The 25,066-nt window shown below is 38.5% G+C and carries 23 protein-coding genes; 15 read left to right on the forward strand and 8 right to left on the reverse strand.

Annotation, left to right across the window (positions count from 1 at the left end):
• Position 1 precedes the first annotated feature (1 nt).
• From L656_RS0115960 to dnaA, 8 genes are all read right to left on the reverse strand, one after another.
• The gene (locus L656_RS0115960; protein ID WP_024599955.1) at positions 2 to 1,627 is read right to left on the reverse strand and encodes a KAP family P-loop NTPase fold protein; all 1,626 of its coding nucleotides are present in this window, start codon (positions 1,625 to 1,627) and stop codon (positions 2 to 4) included.
• A gap of 57 nt (positions 1,628 to 1,684) precedes the next feature.
• Complete coding sequence (locus L656_RS0115965) at positions 1,685 to 2,134, reverse strand: hypothetical protein (protein WP_024599956.1); 450 nt, start codon at positions 2,132 to 2,134, stop codon at positions 1,685 to 1,687.
• Positions 2,135 to 2,209: 75 nt separating this feature from the next.
• A complete protein-coding gene (gene glyS, locus L656_RS0115970; protein WP_024599957.1) occupies positions 2,210 to 4,279 on the reverse strand; it encodes a glycine--tRNA ligase subunit beta in 2,070 nt (689 codons plus the stop codon).
• A 2-nt stretch (positions 4,280 to 4,281) separates the two neighbouring features.
• Positions 4,282 to 5,184 carry a glycine--tRNA ligase subunit alpha gene (gene glyQ / locus L656_RS0115975; RefSeq protein WP_007584197.1) on the reverse strand — a complete coding sequence of 301 codons (903 nt, stop codon included), beginning with the start codon at positions 5,182 to 5,184 and terminating at the stop codon, positions 4,282 to 4,284.
• 135 nt (positions 5,185 to 5,319) lie between these two features.
• On the reverse strand, positions 5,320 to 7,746 hold the full coding sequence (gyrB, locus tag L656_RS0115980; protein WP_024599958.1) for a DNA topoisomerase (ATP-hydrolyzing) subunit B: 2,427 nt from the start codon (positions 7,744 to 7,746) through the stop codon (positions 5,320 to 5,322).
• A 12-nt stretch (positions 7,747 to 7,758) separates the two neighbouring features.
• The gene (recF, locus tag L656_RS0115985) at positions 7,759 to 8,853 is read right to left on the reverse strand and encodes a DNA replication/repair protein RecF (RefSeq protein ID WP_024599959.1); all 1,095 of its coding nucleotides are present in this window, start codon (positions 8,851 to 8,853) and stop codon (positions 7,759 to 7,761) included.
• A gap of 15 nt (positions 8,854 to 8,868) precedes the next feature.
• A complete protein-coding gene (gene dnaN, locus L656_RS0115990) occupies positions 8,869 to 9,972 on the reverse strand; it encodes a DNA polymerase III subunit beta (protein ID WP_024599960.1) in 1,104 nt (367 codons plus the stop codon).
• A 13-nt stretch (positions 9,973 to 9,985) separates the two neighbouring features.
• A complete protein-coding gene (dnaA, locus tag L656_RS0115995) occupies positions 9,986 to 11,374 on the reverse strand; it encodes a chromosomal replication initiator protein DnaA (protein WP_010555148.1) in 1,389 nt (462 codons plus the stop codon).
• Positions 11,375 to 11,892: 518 nt separating this feature from the next.
• Between dnaA and rpmH the strand changes: the two genes are divergently transcribed.
• From rpmH to atpH, 15 genes are all read left to right on the forward strand, one after another.
• Positions 11,893 to 12,027 (forward strand): 50S ribosomal protein L34, encoded by a 135-nt coding sequence (rpmH, locus tag L656_RS0116000; RefSeq protein ID WP_004335215.1) that lies wholly within the window; start codon positions 11,893 to 11,895, stop codon positions 12,025 to 12,027.
• Positions 12,028 to 12,034: 7 nt separating this feature from the next.
• Positions 12,035 to 12,457: a ribonuclease P protein component gene (gene rnpA / locus L656_RS0116005; protein WP_007584204.1), complete on the forward strand. Its 423-nt coding sequence runs from the start codon at positions 12,035 to 12,037 to the stop codon at positions 12,455 to 12,457.
• Between the two features lie 129 nt (positions 12,458 to 12,586).
• On the forward strand, positions 12,587 to 12,862 hold the full coding sequence (yidD, locus tag L656_RS0116010) for a membrane protein insertion efficiency factor YidD (protein ID WP_024599961.1): 276 nt from the start codon (positions 12,587 to 12,589) through the stop codon (positions 12,860 to 12,862).
• A gap of 8 nt (positions 12,863 to 12,870) precedes the next feature.
• Positions 12,871 to 14,508: a membrane protein insertase YidC gene (gene yidC, locus L656_RS0116015; RefSeq protein WP_024599962.1), complete on the forward strand. Its 1,638-nt coding sequence runs from the start codon at positions 12,871 to 12,873 to the stop codon at positions 14,506 to 14,508.
• Positions 14,509 to 14,674: 166 nt separating this feature from the next.
• Positions 14,675 to 16,039 carry a tRNA uridine-5-carboxymethylaminomethyl(34) synthesis GTPase MnmE gene (gene mnmE, locus L656_RS0116020; protein ID WP_007584209.1) on the forward strand — a complete coding sequence of 455 codons (1,365 nt, stop codon included), beginning with the start codon at positions 14,675 to 14,677 and terminating at the stop codon, positions 16,037 to 16,039.
• A gap of 1,104 nt (positions 16,040 to 17,143) precedes the next feature.
• Positions 17,144 to 17,593, forward strand: coding sequence for an FMN-binding protein MioC (gene mioC, locus L656_RS0116025; protein WP_024591277.1), 450 nt, complete (start codon positions 17,144 to 17,146; stop codon positions 17,591 to 17,593).
• A gap of 428 nt (positions 17,594 to 18,021) precedes the next feature.
• Positions 18,022 to 19,911, forward strand: a complete 1,890-nt coding sequence (gene mnmG / locus L656_RS0116030; RefSeq protein WP_024599963.1) for a tRNA uridine-5-carboxymethylaminomethyl(34) synthesis enzyme MnmG — start codon at positions 18,022 to 18,024, stop codon at positions 19,909 to 19,911.
• Positions 19,912 to 19,926: 15 nt separating this feature from the next.
• Positions 19,927 to 20,547 (forward strand): 16S rRNA (guanine(527)-N(7))-methyltransferase RsmG, encoded by a 621-nt coding sequence (rsmG, locus tag L656_RS0116035; protein WP_007377658.1) that lies wholly within the window; start codon positions 19,927 to 19,929, stop codon positions 20,545 to 20,547.
• Positions 20,548 to 20,561: 14 nt separating this feature from the next.
• The gene (locus L656_RS0116040; protein WP_004335235.1) at positions 20,562 to 21,347 is read left to right on the forward strand and encodes a ParA family protein; all 786 of its coding nucleotides are present in this window, start codon (positions 20,562 to 20,564) and stop codon (positions 21,345 to 21,347) included.
• Between the two features lie 20 nt (positions 21,348 to 21,367).
• Positions 21,368 to 22,294 (forward strand): ParB/RepB/Spo0J family partition protein, encoded by a 927-nt coding sequence (locus tag L656_RS0116045; RefSeq protein WP_024599964.1) that lies wholly within the window; start codon positions 21,368 to 21,370, stop codon positions 22,292 to 22,294.
• Positions 22,295 to 22,436: 142 nt separating this feature from the next.
• The gene (locus tag L656_RS0116050) at positions 22,437 to 22,817 is read left to right on the forward strand and encodes an ATP synthase subunit I (RefSeq protein ID WP_024599965.1); all 381 of its coding nucleotides are present in this window, start codon (positions 22,437 to 22,439) and stop codon (positions 22,815 to 22,817) included.
• A gap of 15 nt (positions 22,818 to 22,832) precedes the next feature.
• Positions 22,833 to 23,690 carry a F0F1 ATP synthase subunit A gene (gene atpB, locus L656_RS0116055; protein ID WP_004335244.1) on the forward strand — a complete coding sequence of 286 codons (858 nt, stop codon included), beginning with the start codon at positions 22,833 to 22,835 and terminating at the stop codon, positions 23,688 to 23,690.
• A 61-nt stretch (positions 23,691 to 23,751) separates the two neighbouring features.
• Entirely contained in the window at positions 23,752 to 23,994 is a 243-nt protein-coding gene (atpE, locus tag L656_RS0116060) for a F0F1 ATP synthase subunit C (protein WP_007585980.1), read from the forward strand.
• 41 nt (positions 23,995 to 24,035) lie between these two features.
• Positions 24,036 to 24,506, forward strand: coding sequence for a F0F1 ATP synthase subunit B (atpF, locus tag L656_RS0116065; protein WP_024599966.1), 471 nt, complete (start codon positions 24,036 to 24,038; stop codon positions 24,504 to 24,506).
• 16 nt (positions 24,507 to 24,522) lie between these two features.
• On the forward strand, positions 24,523 to 25,056 hold the full coding sequence (gene atpH / locus L656_RS0116070; RefSeq protein WP_024599967.1) for a F0F1 ATP synthase subunit delta: 534 nt from the start codon (positions 24,523 to 24,525) through the stop codon (positions 25,054 to 25,056).
• Positions 25,057 to 25,066: the final 10 nt, after the last annotated feature.

The following is a 25,066-nucleotide window of genomic DNA, read 5'->3' on the forward strand; positions in this document are numbered from 1 at the left end:
ATCAGCTATTAGAAAATTTATTGGTTAAACTAATTAAATCCAAATAGTTTTTAAAAGTTAATTTGTTAACACCAAAGAAAGTCATATGTGCTTGCAGTAATTGAGACTCAGTAATTTTATGCCTTCCATCATAACCAAACATATTCATATAACCATCAGTCTTGATACTGTTTGCTCTACCCAATACTTTTCTAAAGTATTCAAAATATGACAAAATATTTATCTCTGAAAAGCTAAGATGTTGTTGTATTAGATTCTGATGTTCATAACTTTTTAAATTTAATATCTGCTTATAACTATCGGGTTGTTGAGCCATTGAAAGCATCTTTTCTAATGTTTCAGGGAGGTTGAGACTTTCATCTGAAACTTTTGAATTAGCGTCGTTCAAATCAAACACAAAATGGTAATCACTAAAGAATTGATGAAAATAATCAAACTCTGGTTTATCAAACATGTATAAACATATCAGTACTGATAAAATTACAATGTCTACGGTTTTCTCTCTCTCTATTAACTCAATAGATGTTAGTAATCTATCAGCCAATTGTATTGCAGACCTTGGTGCTAGCTTTTTCCAATGAGCAATTTTTACAACTAGTAATGAGATTTGCTTTTTAAGCTCTTCATCATTTGTAGTAAGAAATGGAAAAAGCAAAATACTACGCTCTTTCAATTTATCGCTATGCAAAATTGAGAAGTCACAATTAGCCTCAAGTAGAGAAGCTGAAACATTCACGTCAAGATGATATTTTGTATCGAAAAAGCGTCTTAAATAATTATCTGCATTAAAGTTACTTCCATATAAAGCCTTGATAGTATGCTGTAGCTCTTCAGTATGTGTTGAAACGATAATTACCAAACCTTCTATATCAAAAATATGCTTTATTGCTTCTAGCATCTCTACAGCGAACGTTGGTCGGCACCGATCTAACTCATCTATAAAAATAAACGCAGGATAACTTCGAGCTATTGCTTGTAAGTCTCCTTTTGGCTTTTCAATCGAGTATTTTACTAACTCCTTAATGGTGCGCTTTAGCTCATTTACCCCCTTCTTATAGTCACTATGTTCTTTAAATGCTTGTGTTGTCATTGCTTCCATAGCTGCTGACAAATCTAATGGTTTATTATTTTGTGTTGATGAAGAAGTACCATCTGTGTCAGAGTTTTCGTCTACAAATAGGTCTTCAATATCAAAGCCACCATATCGCTTAACCAATGCTGCTAAAATTTTTGGTAAGACAGATATACCTATATTTTTAAAGCTTTTTCTTTTGGCTTGAGTTAAATGACTTTTGTTGATTGTTTCTAAAAGTTGCTCTTGTATTTCAGCAAGCACTGTAATAATAGGTGAATCCATAAAATCATTCGACCAAGCATCTATGTAAACAACCGGATGTTCATGCTTTAAGTTTTCAGCCCAACGTTTTACGAAATAAGTTTTACCTGCCCCCCATTCCGCATTTACGTTAATTACATAAGAGGATTTATTGGGCTTCTCCCTATTCGCATTTGAGCGACGAACAAGGATCTTAGTAAGCAGTTCTGCATCTTGCTTTCTATTTAGTTGATCAGCAGGATAAGTAATATCATCAATTTTTATTTCTTCGTTCCATTCTTTAGTTTTCATACAACGTCCTTGTCACAAATCCATTAATTCACTCGGGCTGCTTTAAAAATACAGCTATCACTTCTTCGTTATCGTCACTTGTGGCTTGTCGTAGTCACTGTAATCAATACTTACTATGTACGTGCCTTTTATTGCTGGTGTGAAACTAAAGTAGTTATAAATAGTATTACAGTCTGCGATAGCTGGCTGGCCGAGTGTTAGGCTTTGCCCCTCTGGTTGTGCGTCGCTATAACCACAGTTATAACCTTCGCTAAAATCGGCATCTGCTATTTTAAATTCGTACACTTTACCAGGGCTAGAAAATTTAACTTCTGCTTGATAAAGCGCAGGACCAACTGGCGAAAACTGATACTGAGGTTCAGCGTCCCAAAGCGTAAAGTCGCCTCTTAGATAAATTGTTTTATCTAGCTCTTGCTGTGGCAATACATCGTTAATCGAAATTTGGCTTGTACAGGCAGTAAGTAAACCAGCAATTGCTAAGGTTAAAATTCGTTTCATAGAAATCATCAATGGGGTTTCCTTTGCATACAGTGAAAACTAAAAAGCCAGCAAAACGCTGGCTTTTAAAATTGCTAATCGGTGTTATTTTTGTAAAACAGAAATATCTGCAATACCTAAAAACAATCCGCTTAACTGGCTTAATAGCGCAAGACGATTTTGCTTAACTGCTTCATCGTCGGCCATAACCATTACGTTGTCAAAAAAGTTATCAACACTTTGTCGAATACCGGCCAATTGGCTTAATGCTTCTTGGTAGTTACCGTCTGCATAAAGTGGTGCAAGGTCAGTGGCAAATTTTGCTACTTGTGATGCCAATACTTTTTCAGCATCGTCGCTTAATAAGCTCTCATCAACACTACCTTGACTGGTAATGTCGTTTTTAGCCAGAATATTACCTACACGCTTATTAGCTGCTGCAAGCGCTTCTGCTGCGTCTAATGTGCGGAAGTGACTTACGGCCTTAACACGGCGATCAAAATCAACTGGTTTAGTCGGACGACGTGCAAGCACAGCTTGAATTACGTCTACTTCAATCCCTTCGTCTTGATACCAAGCACGGAAGCGCCCTAGCATAAATTCAAATACATCAGCTGATACATTTAAGTTAGTTAACTTGTCGCCAAATAATGTTTGCGATTTAGCTACTAGGTCTAAAATATCAAGTGGTAGTTCTTTTTCTACCATAATGCGAAGTGCACCAATAGCAGCACGACGAAGCGCAAATGGGTCTTTGTCACCTTTAGGTGCTTGGCCTATACCAAAAATACCCACCAGCGTGTCAAACTTATCAGCAATCGCTACTGCGCAGCTAATTAAGTTTGTAGGTAAGTTGTCGCCTGCAAAGCGTGGCATGTACTGCTCGTTTTGTGCTATGGCTACATCTTCGGCTTCACCGTCGTGGCGAGCGTAATGCATTCCCATTACACCTTGTACGTCGGTAAATTCCATTACCATTTCAGTCATTAAGTCAGTTTTACTTAATAAGCCTGCACGCTGTGCTAGCACTTTATCAGCACCTAATTGCTCAGCAATATAACCTGCAAGCTCACTAATACGCTGAGACTTATCTTTAAGCGTACCAAGTTGTTTTTGGAACAATACGCTATCAAGCGATTCTAATCGGCTTTCTAGTGTTTTCTTTTTATCTGTTTCAAAGAAGAACTGTGCATCTGCTAAACGCGGGCGCACTACTTTTTCGTTACCAGAAATAACTACACTTGGATCTTTACTTTCTATGTTAGATACAAACAAAAACTTATTTAAAAGTTTGCCGTTTTGATCTAATAACGGGAAATATTTTTGATCGTCTTTCATGGTATAGATTAACGCTTCGGCTGGTACATCTAAAAATGCTTCTTCAAATGTTGCCGTTAAAGTAACTGGCCACTCTACAAGTGATGTTACTTCTTCTAGTAAATCTTCATCCATTGCAACAACAGCATTAACTGCCTTTGCAGCCTCTTCTATTTGCGTACGAATTTGCGCTTTACGTTGTTCGTAATCGGCAATAACGTAAGCAGATTTAAGTACGTCAAAAACGTCATCCGCATGGTTTATGCTAATTTTTTCTGGGTGATGAAAACGATGACCCTGAAGCTGATTAGTTATTTTCTTACCAAGGATCTCGCCTTCAAGTAGCTCATCACCAAACAAAATAGTTACCGTATGCACAGGACGAATAAATTGTGTTTTATTCGCGCCCCAACGCATTGGTTTAGGAATTGGTAATTTAGCTAACGCTTTAGTAATTGCACCTGTCATTAGCGATTTGGTTTCTTGCCCTGCTACTTTAGCAATGTGCAATAACCATGCGCCTTTGTCTGTTTCGAGTGTTTGTGCATCTTTTACTTCAATACCACAACCACGCGCCCAACCCATTGCTGCTTTTGTTGGGTTACCGTCACCATCAAATGCGGCTTTAGTCGCTGGACCACGTTTTTCAACTTCTTTGTCTTGTTGCTTAGCTTCAAGCGCTTTTACTTGTAAACCTAAACGACGAGGCGATGCATACCAGCTTACGCCTTGGTGTGCTAATTCGAGTGTTTCAAGTTCTGCAGTTAAGTTTGCAGCAAAAGCTTCTGCTAATTTACGCAGTGCTTTTGGTGGCAACTCTTCTGTGCCAATTTCTACTAATAAATTTTGTGCTGACATGCTTACTTATCCTTACACAGCGGGAAACCAAGCGCTTCGCGTTTGTCATAGTAACTTTGTGCACACGCTTTTGATAACGCACGAACGCGTAAAATATAACGTTGACGTTCTGTTACCGAAATAGCGTGTCGTGCGTCTAGTAAGTTAAAGGCATGCGATGCTTTCATTACTTGCTCGTAAGCCGGTAGTGGTAAGTTTGCTTCAATTAACTTTTGGCTCTCTGCTTCACATTTATCAAACTGAGCAAATAAGTCTTCTACGTTTGCGTGTTCAAAATTGTAAGTAGACTGCTCTACTTCATTTTGATGGAATACGTCGCCGTAGGTTACACGCCCCAGTGGACCGTCTGCCCATACTAGGTCGTAAATACTATCTACGCCTTGAATGTACATTGCTAAACGCTCTAGGCCGTAAGTAATCTCACCTGTTACAGGTGAACACTCAATACCGCCTACTTGTTGAAAGTAGGTAAACTGCGTTACTTCCATGCCGTTTAACCAAATTTCCCAACCTAAGCCCCAGGCACCTAATGTAGGTGATTCCCAGTTGTCTTCTACAAAGCGAACTTCGTGAGTTAGTGTATCGATACCCATAGCCGCTAAAGAGCCTAAGTAAAGCTCTTGGATATTATCTGGCGATGGCTTTAAAACAACTTGGAATTGGTAGTAGTGTTGTAAGCGATTTGGATTTTCACCGTAACGACCATCGGTAGGACGACGACACGGTTGCACGTATGCACTTGCCATTGGCTCTGGACCAATAGACTTTAAAAATGTTTGCGGGTGAAATGTCCCTGCGCCCACTTCCATATCAAGTGGTTGAATAATGACACAGCCTTGCTGCGCCCAATAATCCTGTAAAGCCAGGATCAAACCTTGAAAGGTTTTTACGTCATATTTTTGCATATTTGGCTTTTTACTATCTAAGAAGTAGCGTGAAAATTACCCTTAGTATACCGTGTGTACACTCAGGTTTTAAGCAGTTTGTGTAGAAAATAAAAAAGGAGCCATTAGGCTCCTTTTTCAATGTAAGTAATATTTTTACACGTCTAGGTTAACTACACGTAGTGCGTTATTTTCAATAAACTCACGACGAGGCTCAACTTGATCGCCCATTAGGGTTGCAAATAATTGATCCGCGCCAACAGCATCTTCAATAGTTACTTGCAACATACGACGAGCACTAGGATCCATTGTTGTTTCCCACAGCTGGCTAGGGTTCATTTCGCCTAGTCCTTTATAGCGTTGAATGTAGATCCCACGCTTAGATTCTGTGATCAACCATTCCAAAGCATCCACAAAGTTATCAACAGGTTTTGTTTTCTCACCACGTTGAATATATGCACCTTCACTAAGGATGTTTGCGATGTGAGTACCAGTCACAGCAATGCGTTGGTAGTCACGTGACGCAATAAAGTCATAATGAAGTACGTGCGCTTTATCAACACCGTGCTGACGAATATTCACAACCGGGTAATACATATTACGCTCAGTGTCATGCTCTGTACCTGCATGGAAAATAGTCGCATCTTCATCACGTTCAACTAGGTCATCAACTAACTCTTTTGTCCAAGCAATTACTTTCGCTTCGTCAGAAAGGTCATCCGTTTTTAACTCTGTTTGATAGATTAAGCGTTCCATTACCGTGTTAGGGTATTTACGTTTTAAACGCTCAATTACTTTAACTGTGTTTTGATAATCGTGAACGATTTCTTCTAGTGCTTCACCTTCAAGAGCTGGTGCATCTGTACTTGCATACAACGCAGCACCATTAAGAGCTAGCGATGTTAGGTATTCAACTAATGCAGGGTCATCTTTAATATAACGCTCTTGCTTACCTTTTTTCACTTTATAAAGTGGTGGTTGAGCAATATAAATATAGCCGCGTTCTACAATTTCAGGCATTTGACGATAGAAGAATGTTAATAGTAACGTACGAATATGAGAACCATCCACGTCCGCATCGGTCATGATGATGATACGGTGATAGCGTAATTTCTCAGGATTATATTCGTCACGACCAATACCACACCCTAATGCAGTAATTAGTGTTGCTACTTCTTGTGAAGATAACATTTTATCAAAACGTGCTTTTTCTACGTTTAAGATTTTACCCTTAAGTGGAAGAATAGCTTGGTTTTTACGGTTACGTCCCTGCTTGGCTGATCCGCCAGCAGAGTCCCCTTCCACTATATATAGTTCAGATTGGGCAGGATCTTTTTCTTGGCAATCAGCCAGCTTACCTGGTAAACCAGCTAAGTCCATTGCACCTTTACGACGAGTCATTTCACGGGCTTTACGCGCCGCTTCACGAGCACGTGAGGCATCAATAATCTTACCTACAACAATTTTGGCATCAGTTGGGTTTTCTAATAAAAACTCCGTGAATTTTTCAGCCATTGCTTGTTCAACTGCAGACTTAACTTCACTTGAAACTAGCTTGTCTTTAGTTTGTGATGAGAACTTAGGATCAGGAACTTTAACACTAACAACAGCAGTTAAGCCTTCACGGGCATCATCACCGGTAGCATTACTGGTTGTTTTAGCTTTTTTGTTAAAGCCTTCTTTTTCCATGTAGTTATTAAGTGTACGTGTTAGCGCTGATCTAAAACCGGCTAAGTGAGTACCACCATCACGTTGTGGAATATTATTTGTGAAACAGTAAATGTTTTCTTGGTATGCATCATTCCACTGCATTGATACTTCAACGCTAATACCATCTTCTTCACGTTCGTGAGTAAAATGGAATACACCTTTATGTATAGGTGTTTTATTACGGTTTAAGTATTCAACGAAAGCTTGGATACCGCCTTCGTATTTAAAGTGATCAGATTTATTTTCTTCACGTTCATCATTTAAAATGATGCTCACACCTGAATTTAGGAATGAAAGCTCGCGTAAACGCTTAGCTAAAATTTCGTAATGAAAATCTAAGTTTGTGAATGTTTCACCACTTGGCCAAAAACGTAATTCAGTGCCCGTAGTTTCAGAGTCACCAATAACAGCTAGAGGTGCATCTGGAACACCCATAGTGTAAAACTGCTCATGAAGTTTACCTTCACGGCGAACTGTAAGTTTTAGCTTTTCTGAAAGTGCATTTACAACAGAAACACCAACACCGTGTAAGCCACCTGATACTTTATAAGAGTTATCATCAAACTTACCACCGGCATGAAGTACCGTCATAATAACTTCGGCTGCTGATACGCCTTCTTCTTCATGGATAGAAGTTGGAATACCACGACCGTTATCTCGTACTGAGACAGAACCGTCTAAGTGAATCGTTACATAAATATCATCACAATGACCTGCTAAGGCTTCATCGATCGAGTTATCAACGACCTCAAACACCATGTGGTGTAAGCCTGTGCCATCATCGGTGTCCCCAATATACATTCCAGGACGCTTTCTTACTGCGTCTAATCCTTTAAGTACTTTAATACTCGACGAGTCATAATTCTCAGACATGGTTAATCCCACTTATCTTGTTATTAGGTTGCCATGTTTCACGTGGAACATTTGTAGTTCTCGTTGCATGGGTTCCACCACAGCAGAAATACTTTCAGACAAAATTGAAGAGATAAAAATTTGAGAACTGCAGTGAGCAAGTAATTGTCCCACTTTCTCTTTTGTATCTTCGCCTAACTCTGAAGGTAGATCATCTATTAGCAATATAGATTGCTTATCTGTCTCTGACTCAATTAAGCTATTTTGCGTAACTTTTAACGCATACAATAATAGCTTCAATTGACCGCGTGAGAATGTATTCTCCACGCTGTTGCCAGCGACACTAAAACTAAAATCGGCCTTATGAGGGCCTTTACTTGTAAACCCTTGGCGAGCATCTCGCTCAAAGTTTTGCTCTAACGCATCTGCAAGAGATTCGGTCTCTTTCCAGCCTGCGTTAAAGGTCATTTCTAAATCACGTACAAGCGTTAATTCTGCACACATTTTATCAAAAAACTGCTGCTTAAACCTACTTATATACGCCAATCTTAATTTATTTATTTCTTCAGCCAGTCTAACAAATTCTTTGTCCCAAAACTTAATTTGGTCAAAATAATTCTTTGGCTTAGTTTTTAACAATGCATTACGCTGTTTAAGTACTTTATTAAACGATTGCCACAAAAAAAAGAACTCATGTTCCACGTGGAACAAACCTAAATCTAAAAACTTTCTACGCTCTTTCGGCCCACCAAAAAATAAGGAATAACTCTCTGGTGTAATAATTTGCACTGGCATGAGTTGAGCTAGTTCAGATATTTTACGGCTCGCTTTTCCTTGGATTTTTAAATTAGTTTCACCCGTTTGAGTTTTGCTAATGCCAATAGGAATAGATAAGTCGTGAATTGTTTTGCGCCCATGAATTACAAACTGCTCATGCTGATGCGCAATAATACTTTTGTGTTTTGAAGTACGAAAAGATTTGCCGTGAGAAAGGTAATAAATAGCCTCTAAAAGGCTGGTTTTTCCGCTGCCATTTTCACCATAAATTATATTAACGCCATTGACTGGTTCTAGCGTCAGCGCCTCAATATTACGAAAATATTTGAGGCTCAAATGACTTAAGCTCATTATGTATTTATAATCTTATAAACGCATAGGCATAACAACATACATTGCTTCTTCATCGCCTGCACCTTCAATTAATGCACTGCTATTTGAGTCAGCTAATGTAAATAGTACGTCTTCTGTTTTTAGTGTGTTTAGTACGTCTAATACGTAAGACACGTTAAACCCAATTTCTAGGTCAGCGCCTTCGTAACTGACTTCAACAACTTCTTCAGCTTGTTCTTGCTCTGGGTTGTTAGCCGTAATTTTTAATAAACCGTTTGATAAGTTTAAGCGTACACCACGAAACTTTTCATTAGATAAAATAGACACTCGTTGAAACGCATTTCGTAACCATTCACGGTTAGCTGTAATTACCTTATCCCCACCGCGTGGTAATACTCGACGGTAATCAGGAAAGCGCCCATCAACTAGTTTACTTGTAAATGTAAACTCAAGATCGATGATACGAATATGGTTGGCACCAAACTGAATTGTTACCAATTCGTCGTCAGCGACCATAAGACGCATAATTTCTTGCACACCTTTGCGAGGAATAATTAATTGGCGTTGAGTATTAAGCGATTGCGTTAATTGCTTTTGCGCTATAGCCAAACGGTGACCATCTGTCGCCACTGTTTTTATATCGGTATTATCTACTTCAAACGACATACCATTTAAGTAATAACGTACGTCTTGATTTGCCATTGAAAAATGCGTGCTTTCAAGTAACTTACGAAGCTCTAAACGAGTTAGTTGAAACTCAACCTCTCCGTCCCACTCTTCTAAATTGGGAAAATCATCAGCAGACAAAGTCGTTAATGAAAAACGGCTTTTACCACTAGTTAAAAGTAATTGATGCTCTTGCAAGCTTAAAGTAATGTCTGAACCATCAGGTAGACTTTTACAAATATCGAGTAACTTTTTAGCGGGTAACGTTAGTTTTGTATCGGCAATATCATCACCTACAAATACACCAGAAACAAGTTCAATTTCAAGGTCAGTACCCGTCATTGAAAGTTGTCCGTTTTCTACCACTAACAATACGTTAGATAAAATTGGCAACGTGTGCTTGCGCTCTATTGCGCCAGACACTTGCACCAATGGCTTTAAAAATTGTTGTCTTGATATTGTTATTTGCATAATAAAGTCAGCCCTAAGATGACAATGTTCTTATTAAATTTTGGTAATCTTCTTTAATTTCGTGGCTTTCGTCACGTAGTGATTTTATCTTACGACATGCATGTAATACGGTCGTATGATCGCGTCCACCAAATGCGTCACCAATCTCAGGTAAGCTGTGATTAGTTAATTCTTTAGATAATGCCATAGCTACTTGGCGCGGCCTCGCTATAGAGCGGCTGCGGCGCTTAGATAACAGATCAGATATACGAATTCGATAGTACTCAGCAACAGTGCGCTGAATATTGTCTATGGTAACCAGTTTATCTTGCAAGGCAAGTAAATCGCGTAGCGCTTCTTTTACAAAGTCGATAGAAATTGGACGACCCGTAAAGTTCGCATTAGCGATTACACGGTTAAGTGCACCTTCTAATTCACGTACATTCGAGCGTAATTTTTTTGCAATAAAAAAGGCAACTTCGTGTGGTAAGTTAATCTTACTTTGCTGGGCTTTTTTCATCAAAATAGCAACACGCGTTTCAAGCTCTGGTGGCTCAATCGCAATTGTTAATCCCCAACCAAAACGTGATTTTAGCCTGTCTTCAACGCCTTCAATCTCTTTAGGATAACGGTCAGAGGTTAAAATAATTTGTTGGTTACCTTCAAGCAATGCATTAAAGGTATGAAAAAACTCTTCTTGTGAACGCTCTTTGTTAGCAAAAAATTGAATATCATCAATCATCAATGCATCAACACTACGGTAATAACGCTTAAATTCTTCTATCGCATTATTTTGAAGTGCCTTTACCATATCTTGAACAAAGCGTTCTGAATGCATGTAAACAATTTTAGCATCTGGCTTATTTGCCATAATGCCGTTACCTACTGCATGTAATAAGTGAGTTTTACCTAAACCAGTGCCACCGTATATAAATACAGGGTTAAAAGCAGAGCCAGGATTGTCGGCAACCTGTGTGGCCGCAGCTTTTGCTAATTGGTTTGATTTACCTTCAACAAAGCTATCAAAAGTATAGTTTTCTTTAATGTTAGATTTGTAACCTGACTTAGGTGCAGGTTCAACAACTGGCTTTTGCTCGCGAGGCTGTTGTTTTGCTGAAGCGTGTGCACTTGGTGCTGATTGAGTTTCTATAACCGGTGCAGCTTGTGCATTTAATAAAGGTTTACTACCTACATCAAAACGTAGTTTTGGTGCTTCAACACCACAAATTTCTACTAGTAATTCGTTAATTCTATTTAGGTACTTTTCTCTCACCCAATCAAGCACAAAGCGATTAGGTGCATAAATCGTCAAGGTATCTTCGGTACTTTCTGCTTGTAGCGGTCTTACCCACATACTGAATTGCTGCGAAGGCAACTCATCTTGCAATACATATAAACAACTTTGCCAAACCGACAGATACACAGTTAAACTCCCAGAGATATAATTTTTATTCCCGCACATCATTAATGATTATAAATCATACATTTATTGCGTTCAAATGGTCCAATAAGCGACCCAAGACCGCGTATTATGAAGACACTTTATCCACAAGTAAAAGATTGATTTTTATAAAATTGTTGATATCGATGTATAAAATCATTAACAAGCTGATTTAAAACAGTTTTTATTTTAGATCCTGAGATGAGATCATAACAAAATAACACCAAGATCGCGAACCAAATTTACGATCCAATTTACTTTTCCCCTGCTTTTATTCACTTTTTATACAAGGGCTGTGGAAAACTTCTTATTTATGATGATCCTAACAGATCGCCTTATATGATCTCTCATATAGTAGTAGGTGGGTTATATACCCTTAACGTAATTATGATTGACTTTACATTACTTACTCTATAATATCTCGCGCTCGCAATGGCACCTATGCCAGGATCGCGACCTGTATAGGATGTTTTAACTTTAACCGATCGGATGAGATTGTTATGAAAAGAACTTTTCAACCTAGCGTTTTAAAACGCAAACGTGCACACGGCTTCCGTGCTCGCATGGCAACTGTAAATGGCCGTAAAGTATTAGCACGTCGCCGCGCTAAAGGCCGCAAAGTTCTTTCTGCTTAATTTATAAGTGGAAGACTTTAGCTTTGGCAGGGAGTTACGTCTGTTAACTCCCTCGCATTACTCTCGCATATTTAATGAACCCGCTCGGGCTGCAACTCCTTTCTTTACTCTATTAGCTAAACCAAATGACCAAGAAAAACCTCGGTTAGGTCTTACTGTTGCTAAAAAACGTGTAAAAAAGGCATGCCAACGAAACCGTATTAAACGTCTCGCTCGCGAAAGTTTTCGTTTAAATCAACACAGCATCGATAATATTGATATTGTGCTTATGGTCAAAAATGGTATTGATGAGCAGTCTAATGAAGAAATAACCAAACAACTTACTAAATTATGGCGAAAAATTAACGAACGCTGTAAACCAGGTGCACCTAAACCGCCACCTTTTAAGAAACGCCCAAACAAATCAGCTAAATCTAATAAACAAACCTAATTGCAATAGAATTGCAGGGTTAATTAATGTATCTTTAGCTCACCTTTTAATCATGCATTTAAATTTTCTAATTGAGTCTTTAAACACATGATATCTATCTCACTAAACTTAAGTAGGGGCATAAACATCATGAGGTTACTTAAACCACTTGTTGCTTTACCGAAGTTTTGTTTAGTGTTATTTATCCGCGGTTATCAAAAGTGGATTAGCCCGCTGTTAGGTCCGCATTGTCGTTTTAATCCAACCTGCTCTAGTTATGCAATTCAAGCAATTAATTTGCATGGGTTTATAAAAGGTAGTTGGTTAGCTTTAAAACGCATACTAAAATGCCATCCTTTACATTCAGGCGGAGACGACCCCGTTCCTGAAAAATTAACCCATATTAACCACCAACACGAGAAATAAGAGCTGTTATGGAATCGCAACGCACGTTTTTATTAATTGGCCTAATGCTAGTGTCGTTTTTATTGTTCCAAGAATGGGATAATGATTACAACAAGCCTAAAGTCGATCCAAGTGCCACAACACAAACACTACAAGCAAATTCACCAGAGTCGGATGATTATATTCCTTCATCGTCAGATTCAGAGTTACCTGCTTCAGCAACTTTAGCTAAGCGTTCAGTTATTGAAATTACAACTGACGTTTTTAAAGTTAAAATTGACACCAAAGGCGGTGACATTGTTGAAACAGACCTTCTTCAATACGAAGAGACAAAAGGCAGTGAAACGCCTTTTATGCTCCTTGGTGAACTTATTGAAGGTAGACAATACTTTTCACAAAGTGGCTTAATTGGTTTAAATGGCCCTGACGGATCAGCGAATGGTCGCCCTACTTATAGTACCGAACAAAAGTCATATACCTTAACGGGTGATGTGCTTCGCGTTCCACTTCAGTTTACTGATAGTAATGGTGTTAGTTTTACTAAAACGTATGTATTCAAAAAAGGTCAGTATGACGTAGGCTTAGAATACAAAATTAACAACACCACCAGCACACCTCTTCAAGTTCAGCTATACACGCAAATTAAGCGTACTGTACAAGAAAAAGGCAGCATGGTTGATCAAAACTATTTAGGTGCTGCATACGGTACTGATGAAGAACCTTACGAAAAGTATAGTTTTTCTGATATGGCTGATAAAAACCTAAATAAAAGCACACAAGGTGGCTACGTTGCATTTATACAGCATTACTTTGTAAGTGCTTGGGTTCCAATGCAGGATCAATCAAATACTATTTATAGCTTAATTACGAAAAGTAATGCCGCTATTATTGGTGCTAAAGACCCTGCTGTTAATATTCAAGCAGGTAGTGAGCAAACACTAACTGCTACTTATTATATGGGCCCGAAAGAATCAGATATTCTTGAAGCGATTCACCCAGACCTAGACTTAACTGTAGATTACGGTTGGTTATGGTTTATTTCGCAACCTTTATTTGTATTGCTAAAATGGTTACACAGCATTTTAGGTAACTGGGGGGTAGCAATTATTGCCATCACTATTATCGTAAAATCGTTAATGTACCCGCTAACTAAAGCGCAATACACTTCAATGGCAAAAATGCGTGCTCTACAGCCTAAAATGGCAGCTCTTAAAGAAAAGTTTGGTGATGACCGTCAAAAGTTCGGCCAAGCAACTATGGAAATGTACAAAAAAGAAAAAGTTAACCCTATGGGTGGCTGTTTCCCTATTTTGCTACAAATGCCAATTTTCTTAGCCTTGTTCTACGTATTCTTAGAGTCTACTGAACTTCGCCATGCTGAATTTATTTTTTGGTTAACTGACCTTTCTGCACAAGACCCGTACTACGTATTACCGATATTATTTGGTGCGAGTATGTTTGTGACGCAAAAGCTACAACCTATGACGGTTACTGATCCAATGCAGCAAAAAATGATGACCTTTATGCCGGTTATCTTCTCTGTATTCTTCTTATGGTTCCCATCTGGTTTAGTTCTTTACTGGTTAGTGTCTAACCTTATTTCTATTGTCCAGATGTTGATCATCTACCGTGGCATGGAAAAGAAAGGAATTAAAGTAAGAGGCTAATTGCCTATACCCAAGCCACATCAAGATGGTTTGAGTATATTACTTATATAAAGGCGACTTCGGTCGCCTTTTTTATTGCCTGTTTTTCACCACAGCTATTCGCTACCAATAAATCGATAGGTTACAATGCGGGCATAAAGTTACTCACCGTTGGTAAATTAATAGCATGATCAATCAAGATACAATTGCAGCACAAGCAACAGCACCTGGACGTGGTGGTGTTGGTATTATTCGCGTTTCAGGTAGCCTTGCTAAAAGTGTCGCCGAAAAAGTAGTAGGTAAAATACCTAAAGTCCGCTACGCCGATTATGTGCCATTTAAAAGCCTTGCTGGCGAGCAACTTGATCAAGGTATTGCCATTTACTTTGCAGGCCCAAACTCATTCACTGGTGAAGACGTACTTGAATTACAAGGCCATGGCGGCCCTGTAGTGCTAGATATGTTACTTAAAGAAATTAGTAAAATAGAGGGCGTTCGTTTAGCAAAGCCTGGTGAGTTTTCTGAACGTGCATTTATGAATGACAAGCTTGATTTAACACAAGCAGAAGCCATCGCCGACTTAATTAATGCCACTAGCGAGCAAGCCGCTAAAAGCGCCCTACAGTCTCTCCAAGGTGAATTTTCTAAGCACATAGAAACACTCGTAGAAAAAGTAATTCACTTACGTATGTATGTAGAAGCGGCAATAGATTTTCCTGATGAAGAAATTGATTTTTTATCAGATGGTAAAGTGTCAGGCGACTTAGACGCTATTATTACTCAGCTTAACACTGTAACCAACCAAGCCAAGCAAGGCAGCATCATGCGCGAAGGCATGCGTGTTGTTATTGCAGGTCGCCCTAATGCGGGTAAATCAAGCCTGCTTAATGCTCTAGCCGGTCGTGAAGCCGCAATCGTAACAGAAATAGCCGGTACCACTCGGGACGTACTACGAGAGCATATACATATAGATGGTATGCCACTGCATATTATAGATACAGCAGGCCTACGTGAAAGCCCAGACAGAGTAGAGCAAATAGGTATTGAGCGTGCCTGGGATGAAATAAACCAAGCCGATCGCGTTTTATTTATGCTTGATGGCACTGATACTATAGATACAGACCCGCACAAAATTTGGCCTGAATTTATGGCAAAATTACCAGAAGGTATGGGGGTTACGGTCATCAGAAATAAAGCTGATTTATCTGGCGACATAGTAGGAATGGAGCAAGAGCAACAATACCCGGTCATTAGCTTAAGTGCTAAAAATGCTGACGGCATTGAACTCGTTCGCGAGCATTTAAAAGCTTGTATAGGCTTTCAAGGCGCAACAGAAGGTGGCTTTATGGCCCGTCGCCGTCATTTAGATGCACTAGAAAGTGCTGCGTATCATTTAGAAACGGGTAAAACACAGTTAGAAATGCACATTGCTGGTGAAATACTCGCTGAAGAACTGCGTTTAACACAGCAGTATTTAAACGAAATAACCGGTGAATTTACCTCAGACGACTTACTTGGCAAAATATTTAGCTCGTTTTGTATTGGTAAATAAACACACTATTACAGATATATTTTTATTATAAGAGCACTTAGGTGCTCTTTTTTTATGTAAAATATTTCATTTTAAAATATATATTTATACACCTGATGCCTGCAAATTACTGCCAATAAAATCATATCCAAAACTATCTTTATTACGTGCCAGAGAGCTCTGATTATATAGAGTAGACAATAATGAGAGTGCTTATTGAGGAGTTAATAGCACAAATCACACCTATTATTTAGGTTAAAATCGTTACATTTTCAAACAAGCGCACGCTTTAATAGCGTTATATGTCATACAAAAAGTAGTTATAAATGGCTTTCTTATACTTACTTTAGCTCACAAAAATGCACTAAAACACATCTTATACACGCAAAAAATGATGTTATTCGCTCAATTAAATAGCTAAAAAACACTGATTAGTACTCTAAAAAGCTTACTTTTGACAATCTATAATTTGATAATCACTGTGATTTTTAAATAAAATAACTCAACTGTTAAGTATTCAAAACTTTTGATCTGCTAACTCCACCAGCAAAATTAATAAAAATAGCAGCTCTAAATTCGCATAAAATTAAAAATACCGAGATCACTTATCCACAATATCTAATTTTCAACTCAGATAAATACCAAAACTAGGTAAATCAGCCGCAAAAACCTCATGATCAATTGAAATTTATCTATTTATGAACTTATTTTTAATTAATTTCATTAGATCTGCTTTATTAGATCATTTTTAAAAATTATTTTCGATCTAAATTTAAGGTTATCAACAGGCTTTATATCCACATTATGATCAACAAGTATTTTTAATTGGGATATTTACAATTTAATTTTTTACTGACAAGTAATATCAATAACTTAGCGAATATAAAACAACCTAAAAAAACACTTTAAGCAGAGCTTTCCCCACTGTTATCAACAACTTGATCAGAAGATTACATTTAAAGATAATTTGTTAAACATCGCATTATCAATAACTTAAAGGCACAATTTTGATTGAGTGTAAAATTACCGCAAAAATAGTTATACAAAAAAGCACTCTTAACTTTACTGTTATCCTCACTCAGTTATCATAGGCGGTAATTAAAACCAATGTGATCACTAATATTCATGAGTTCAGTAAATCTTATTGTCGGCAGCCAAATGGGATCGGCCGAGTATGTTGCAGAGCAATTAAGCGACGCGCTTAATAACCTTGGTATTACTACGCAACTACATGATCAACCTGAATTTAGCGATATTGATCAGCAAAATACCATTTGGTTAATCTGCACATCAACTTATGGTGCAGGTGATTACCCTGAAAATCTTATTAGTTTTGTTGAAGATGTAACTCAAGCAGATGATTTATCTGAATTAAAATATTCAGTAATCGCTTTAGGCGACACTAGTTATGACACTTATAACCTAGCAGGACGTAATATAGATGCCTTATTAACTCAAAAAGGCGCTATAAAAGTAGCAGAACGTTTAGAGCTTAATATTCTCGATGAAGCACTACCAGAGGACACTGCATTAACATGGTTAGACTCTTGGATAGCTCAAACAGGCATAAAATAGATAGATCAAGTAAAAAGTTATATATAAAGTTACCCACAATTTACTAATAATTTAATAGGTTTTGTGGATAAAGATTGAATAAACTGCGTTTTAAAGCATGCTTATCCATTGGATAAGATCCAACTGATTCAACCCTGTGCATAAAGTGCCTTTTTGATCAGAGCTTATTTGCTGGATGATCCGATCATATTAACACCTTTAGATCTGATCTAATTTCATGTTTTAAATGAAGATCTAAACCTTATCAACAGAAAAGTCGATCAGTAGTAGTAATAGTAATAAAAGATCTCTTTAAAAGATCCTTTATATTATTAGAGATCACATACTTAGATCTTGCCCTTTGTTTAATCATTTATCTTCTGCCAATTTCTAGGTAGAATACGCTCCCTTTTGAAGTTTACCGGTTTGATTTAAGTAGGATCCCATTAATGATTTTTCACGAAAATTTTGACGTTATCGTAGTAGGTGGTGGACATGCTGGCACTGAAGCCGCATTAGCAGCTGCCCGCATGGGGATGAATACCCTGCTACTGACTCACAATATGGATACCCTTGGTCAAATGTCTTGCAACCCAGCAATTGGTGGGATTGGCAAAGGTCATTTGGTAAAAGAGATCGACGCGCTTGGTGGTGCAATGGCACAGGCCATTGATAAAGGCGGGATCCAATTTCGTACACTAAATTCTTCAAAAGGACCTGCTGTTCGTGCTACTCGAGCACAAGCAGATCGCGCTTTGTACAAAGCGGCTATTCAAACAACATTACAAAACCAAGATAACCTTAAGATTTTTCAACAATCATGTGATGATCTTATTGTTGAAAACGATCGTGTTACTGGCGTAGTAACTCAAATGGGTTTACGTTTTAGTGCACCAAGTGTTGTTTTAACCGTGGGTACTTTTTTAGGCGGTTTAATTCATATTGGTTTAGAAAATTATAAAGGCGGTCGTGCAGGCGATCCCCCTTCAATCGCTTTAGCTGATCGCTTACGTGAACATCCATTTAGAGTTGATCGTTTAAAAACCGGTACACCACCACGTATTGATGCACGTACTGTTGATTTTACAAAAATGGAAGCACAGCCTGGTGATACACCAACACCTGTGTTTTCGTTTATGGGTAAACAATCTGATCACCCACAACAGATACCGTGTTACATAACTTACACAAACGAAAAAACACATGATGTTATTCGCAAAAACTTACATCGCTCACCTATGTACTCAGGTGTTATTGAAGGTATTGGTCCACGATACTGCCCTTCAATTGAAGATAAAATTGTTCGCTTTGCAGATAAAGATAAACATCAAATATTTGTTGAGCCTGAAGGTTTAACATCATACGAATTATATCCAAATGGTATTTCGACTAGTTTACCGTTTGATGTACAACTTGAGATTGTGCAATCGATTACAGGTTTTGAAAATGCACATATTTGTCGACCTGGCTACGCAATTGAATATGATTACTTTGATCCACGTGATTTAAAACAATCTTTAGAAACTAAATTTATTGAAGGTTTATTTTTTGCGGGTCAAATTAATGGTACTACTGGCTATGAAGAAGCAGGTGCACAAGGCTTAATTGCAGGCATGAATGCTGCACTAAAAGTGCAAGGCAAAGATTCTTGGACACCACGTCGTGATGAAGCTTACGTGGGTGTATTAATCGACGACTTAGCAACATTGGGTACAAAAGAACCATACCGCATGTTTACCAGTCGTGCCGAATACCGTTTATTACTTCGTGAAGATAACGCTGATATTCGTTTAACTGAAAAAGGCCGTGAGCTAGGTTTAGTAAATGACGAACGCTGGCAGGCATTTAACGAAAAAATGGAAATCATCGAAAAAGAGAAGCAACGCATTAAAGATACGTGGATTCATAAAGATCACGCCGTTGTAGATCAAGTAAATGCATTACTGAAAACACCGCTTACACGTGAAGCAAGTTTAGAAGAATTACTTCGTCGCCCAGAGATTCGTTATAACGATCTTATGGCTATAGAAGGATTAGGATCTGAATTTACAAACAAAGCGGCACTTGAACAAGTTGAGATCCATACTAAGTACGCAGGTTACATTGCGCGTCAACAAGATGAGATCAACAAACAGCTTCGTCATGAGCAAACAATTTTACCAAAAGAGTTTGATTATAAAACCGTATCTGGTTTGTCAAATGAGGTAGTTGCCAAGCTTATTGAGTCGCGTCCTGACACTATTGGTCAAGCATCGCGTATTTCTGGTATCACCCCAGCGGCGATTTCGCTATTATTAGTGTATCTGAAGAAGCAAGGCTTATTACGCAAATCCGCGTAACGGTAAGGGTACATAGTGTTACAGCAACAATTAACTACATTGTTAGCGCAAACTGATATTGCGCTAACAGAAAAACAACAGCAACAGCTAGTTCGTTACGTCGAGTTATTGAATAAGTGGAATAAGGCTTATAACTTAACCTCAGTACGCTTACCTGAAGAAATGATGATTAAGCATATTATGGATAGCTTAGTTGTTGCGCCTCACTTACCCGGTCATCATTATATTGATGTTGGAACGGGTCCTGGATTACCGGGTATCGTATTAGCAATTGCATTACCTAATACACATTTTGTGTTATTAGATAGCTTAGGTAAACGTGTACGATTTTTAATGCATGTTAAACATGAGCTTGGTCTTGATAATGTAACCCCGGTTCAGTCAAGAGTTGAAGAATATCAACCAAGTGTTAAATTAGACGGCGTACTAAGTCGTGCATTTGCTTCATTACAAGATATGGTTGACTGGTGTTCGCACTTAATCGATCATTCGGGTAAATTTATAGCACTTAAAGGAGTGTTCCCTAGCGAAGAGCTAGAGTCACTGCCTGCAGGCGTTAAGTTTGAGCAAAAAATTGCATTAGAAGTACCTAAGTTAGATGCACAACGACATTTAATTATTCTTTCTAAAGACTAGGGATCAGAGACACCGTGGCAAAAGTCATCGCATTAGCAAATCAAAAAGGTGGAGTGGGTAAAACTACAACCGCTGTTAACCTCGCTGCGTCTATGGCTGCAACGAAACGTAAAGTGCTGTTAATTGATCTCGATCCGCAAGGTAATGCGACTATGGGTAGTGGCGTAGATAAGTATGGCGACGTGCCAACTATTTACGACTTACTTATTGAAGATAAACCTATAGAAGACGTTATAATCAAAGAAACGTCTGGTGAATACCATATGATTGCTGCAAACGGTGATGTAACCGCTGCAGAAGTTAAATTGATGGAATTGTTTGCCCGTGAAGTGCGTTTACGTAACGCACTTGAAAAAATTCAGGACCAGTACGAATTTATTTTTATCGACTGTCCACCCTCTCTAAATATGTTAACTGTTAATGCAATGGCTGCTGCTGATTCTATTTTAGTGCCAATGCAGTGTGAGTATTATGCACTTGAAGGGTTAACTGCATTAATGGATACGATTACGCAGCTTGCTAAGTTAGTGAATCCTAGCTTACAAATTGAAGGCATACTTCGTACTATGTACGACCCGCGTAACCGTTTGGCAAATGATGTATCAGAACAATTAAAACAACATTTTGGCGATAAAGTATACCGTACGGTGATCCCGCGCAATGTTCGTTTAGCTGAAGCACCTAGTTTTGGTACTCCTGCTATGTACTATGACCGGGCATCAAGTGGCGCTAAAGCTTATTTAGCACTCGCTGGTGAAATGTTACGCAGAAAAGAAAAAACAGCATCCGTTGTCGCCTAACTTTGAGGTAAAAAAATAACATGTCTGCTAAAAAACGAGGTTTAGGCCGAGGACTCGATGCACTTTTAAGTTCGTCAAAGCCTGCACCGAGCGCAAGCAAGGAACAAGACACATCAAACGTGACTGAAGCTGTAAAAAATGCAGCTGGGCCAAATAACAGTGAATTACAAAAACTTCCAATAGAGTTTTTACACTCTGGTAAATACCAACCTCGTAAAGACATGTCTGAAGAGGCGCTAGAAGAGCTTGCTAGTTCTATTCGCTCACAAGGTATTATTCAACCTATTGTTGTGCGCCCTATTGCACATAATAGCTTTGAAATTATTGCTGGTGAACGTCGCTGGCGCGCAGCGCAAATAGCTAAGCTTGAAACAGTACCTTGTATTATTAAAGATGTACCTGATGAAGCTGCCGTTGCGATTGCACTGATAGAAAATATTCAGCGTGAAGATTTAAATGCTATGGAAGAAGCAGTTGCACTTAACCGTTTACTAATAGAATTTGAATTAACACATCAACAAGTAGCTGATGCGGTGGGCAAATCACGTACCACAGTAACTAACTTACTTCGTTTAAATAATCTAAATAGCGATGTAAAAATTCTGTTAGAGCATGGCGATATTGAAATGGGCCATGCTCGTTGTCTTTTGGCTCTTGAAGGTGAAGCGCAGTCAGATGCTGCTCGTTTAGCTGTCGCTAAAGCATTAACAGTTCGAGAAACTGAAAAGCTCGTACGTTCAATTTTAGAACCTATACCTGCCAAAGAAATAAGCGAAAAAGATCCAGATGTTAAGCAGTTAGAACAACAACTCGCTGAAAACCTAGGTGCTAAAGTAGAGATTAACTACAATAAAAAAGGCAAAGGTAAACTGGTTATTTCGTATACTAACCTAGATGAACTTGACGGCATTTTAAATCGTATCAATCACGACAATACCCACCATTAGTTTTCTACATGTCTAAAAAGGGACATTTGTAGCTATTTCGTGTTACAAAGCATCTACTCAAGTTGCAAAACTGGCAGGATTAAGTATAATTTCGCCAGTTTTCACACCCTAACAATTAGAACGCAATAAAGGTTAACTAAACGTGACTGATAAGTTAGCGAGTCCATATCGACTTGCCGTATTAAAGTTAATTTGCCTTCAGGGTGTTGTAGCATTAGTTGCTGCTGTAATTATTTTTTTTAGTTCGGGAGTCAATGCCGCGTTTTCATCACTCGCTGGTGGAGCTGTAGCAGTACTTCCGCACTTTGTATTTGCACTCTATGCATTCAGATATATGGGTGCAAGTCGAGCAAATCAAGCGTATGCCTCGTTGAAACGCGGCAACGGATTAAAGTTTATGCTAACAATTGTATTGTTTGCGCTAGTACTGAAGCATTTTCCGGTAATTTTATTACCCTTTTTTAGTACTTATATACTGGCGCTCTTTACTGGATTGTTCGCACCCGTTTTTTTTAAACATTAACTTTTGGGATATAACATGGCAGCAGAAGAAGTTACTCTATCTGGCCATATCCAGCACCATTTGACCAATGCTAAGATGTGTTCGACCGATACAGGTCTCGCCTTCAATAAAGCATGTACGGACAGTGGATTCTGGACATGGCATATAGATACCCTTGCATGGTCTATCGGTTTAGGTCTTATATTTTTATGGATCTTTCGTAGTGCCGCTAAAAAATCAACACTAGGTGTACCTGGAAAATTTCAGTGTTTTATTGAAATAATCGTAGAATTTGTTGGCGACAACGTACGCGATACTTTCCATGGTAAAAGCAAACTTATTGCACCATTAGCCTTAACGATTTTCGTTTGGGTGTTCTTAATGAACTTAATGGATTTAATACCAGTTGATTTCCTTCCAGCATTTGCAGGTTTCGTTGGTGAGACTGCATTTGGTATGGATTCACACGATGTGTACATGAAAATTGTACCAACGACTGACATTAATATGACTTCAGCGCTAGCGCTGGGTGTATTTATACTAATGGTTGGTTTTTCAATCAAAATAAAAGGTATTGGCGGGTTTATTAAAGAGTTAACGCTTCATCCGTTCAGCTCAAATAACATGTTTGTTCAAATTATTTTGATACCATTTAACTTATTACTTGAACTGATTGCACTCGTTTCTAAACCGTTTTCATTAGCACTACGTTTGTTTGGTAACTTATATGCTGGTGAGTTGATTTTCATCTTGATCGGCGCTATCGGTTTTATGCAACTACCGTTGCACTTTGTTTGGGCTGTATTCCATATTCTAGTTATTACATTACAAGCATTCTTATTCATGATGCTTACGATTGTATACCTAAGCATGGCAAGTTCAGATAATCACTAATTTTTAGATTTACAATTTTACTTTTACTTTTAACTTTACAATTGAAACTTTGGAGAAATAAATGGAAGCTTTAGAATTATTAACAGGCTTAAAATACATCGCAGTAGCTTTACTAATCGGTTTTGGTGCAATCGGCACAGCAATCGGTTTTGGTAACATGGGCGGTAAATTCCTTGAAGCATGTGCGCGTCAACCTGAGCTTGCACCTTCGCTACAAGTTAAGATGTTTATTCTTGCTGGTCTAATCGATGCTGTAGCAATGATTGGTGTTGGTATCGCTATGGTATTGTTGTTCGTACTTTAATTTTATTTTTTGAACAGCTTACTATTTAAGGAGGAGCGGTTGTGAATTTAAACGCCACTCTTATCGGTGAATTGATTGCGTTTACGGTGTTCGTATTATTTTGTATGAAATACGTATGGCCACCACTAAACGGTGCAATTGAAGCTCGCCAGAAAAAAATCGAAGATGGTTTAGCTGCCTCTGATAGAGCCGAAAAAGACTTAGAACTTGCGCAAAAGAAAGCTGCTGAACAGCTTAAAGATGCAAAAGCTCAAGCGGCTGATATCATTGAACAAGCTAAAAAGCGTGCAGTGCTAATTGTTGACGAAGAAACACTTCGTGGTCAGCAAGAGCGTGAAAGTATCATTGCTCAAGGGCACTCTGAAGTTGAGTCTGAACGTAATCGCATAACAGAAGAGCTACGTAAGCAAGTAGCAACGCTGGCAGTGATTGGTGCAGAACGTATTTTAGAGCGTGAAATTAATCAAGCCGCACATAGTGACATCGTTGAAAAACTTGTCGCTGAGCTGTAATTAGGAGGGTATGAGCATGTCTAATTTGACTACTATCGCTCGCCCATACGCTAAAGCGGCTTTTGAACTTGCCGTTGAGAAAGGCACTCTTGAAAGCTGGAACGATATGTTGTTCTTTGCTGGCCACGTAGCCAGCAATGAGCAAGCATCATCTGTTTTAGCGAGTATGCCTACAGCTACTGCACAAGCTGAATTATTTATTCAACTTTGTGCTGAGCAGCTCAACGAACAAGGTCAGAACCTAGTTAAGGTGATGGCTGAAAATGGACGTTTGATAGCTCTACCTGAAGTTGCACAGTTATTTGCTGATTTTAAAGCAGAATACGATAAAGAAATCGAAGTAGATGTGATTTCTGCAACTCCTCTTGTTGCTGCGCAGCAAGAGTCATTGGTAGCGGCACTTGAAAAACGTTTCGCACGCAAAGTTAAGCTGAATTGTAGTGAAGACGCGTCAGTGGTTGGCGGACTTATTATTAGGTCTGGCGACACTGTAATCGACGGTACTATTCGCGGTAAATTAAGCCGCTTAGCTACAACACTACAATCGTAATTGGGAAAAA

The sequence above is a fragment of the Pseudoalteromonas sp. TAE56 genome, from assembly GCF_000497955.1.
Classification (GTDB): domain Bacteria; phylum Pseudomonadota; class Gammaproteobacteria; order Enterobacterales; family Alteromonadaceae; genus Pseudoalteromonas.

Coding starts and splice junctions, on each gene's coding strand:
- yidD (WP_024599961.1), top strand. CDS start 12,587: ATGAGGTTACTTAAACCACTTGTTGCTTTACCGAAGTTTTGTTTAGTG.
- rpmH (WP_004335215.1), top strand. CDS start 11,893: ATGAAAAGAACTTTTCAACCTAGCGTTTTAAAACGCAAACGTGCACAC.
- gyrB (WP_024599958.1), bottom strand. CDS start 7,746: ATGTCTGAGAATTATGACTCGTCGAGTATTAAAGTACTTAAAGGATTA.
- mioC (WP_024591277.1), top strand. CDS start 17,144: ATGAGTTCAGTAAATCTTATTGTCGGCAGCCAAATGGGATCGGCCGAG.
- atpH (WP_024599967.1), top strand. CDS start 24,523: ATGTCTAATTTGACTACTATCGCTCGCCCATACGCTAAAGCGGCTTTT.
- yidC (WP_024599962.1), top strand. CDS start 12,871: ATGGAATCGCAACGCACGTTTTTATTAATTGGCCTAATGCTAGTGTCG.
- L656_RS0116045 (WP_024599964.1), top strand. CDS start 21,368: ATGTCTGCTAAAAAACGAGGTTTAGGCCGAGGACTCGATGCACTTTTA.
- mnmE (WP_007584209.1), top strand. CDS start 14,675: ATGATCAATCAAGATACAATTGCAGCACAAGCAACAGCACCTGGACGT.
- L656_RS0115965 (WP_024599956.1), bottom strand. CDS start 2,134: ATGATTTCTATGAAACGAATTTTAACCTTAGCAATTGCTGGTTTACTT.
- mnmG (WP_024599963.1), top strand. CDS start 18,022: ATGATTTTTCACGAAAATTTTGACGTTATCGTAGTAGGTGGTGGACAT.
- glyQ (WP_007584197.1), bottom strand. CDS start 5,184: ATGCAAAAATATGACGTAAAAACCTTTCAAGGTTTGATCCTGGCTTTA.
- atpB (WP_004335244.1), top strand. CDS start 22,833: ATGGCAGCAGAAGAAGTTACTCTATCTGGCCATATCCAGCACCATTTG.
- recF (WP_024599959.1), bottom strand. CDS start 8,853: ATGAGCTTAAGTCATTTGAGCCTCAAATATTTTCGTAATATTGAGGCG.
- L656_RS0115960 (WP_024599955.1), bottom strand. CDS start 1,627: ATGAAAACTAAAGAATGGAACGAAGAAATAAAAATTGATGATATTACT.
- atpE (WP_007585980.1), top strand. CDS start 23,752: ATGGAAGCTTTAGAATTATTAACAGGCTTAAAATACATCGCAGTAGCT.
- glyS (WP_024599957.1), bottom strand. CDS start 4,279: ATGTCAGCACAAAATTTATTAGTAGAAATTGGCACAGAAGAGTTGCCA.
- dnaN (WP_024599960.1), bottom strand. CDS start 9,972: ATGCAAATAACAATATCAAGACAACAATTTTTAAAGCCATTGGTGCAA.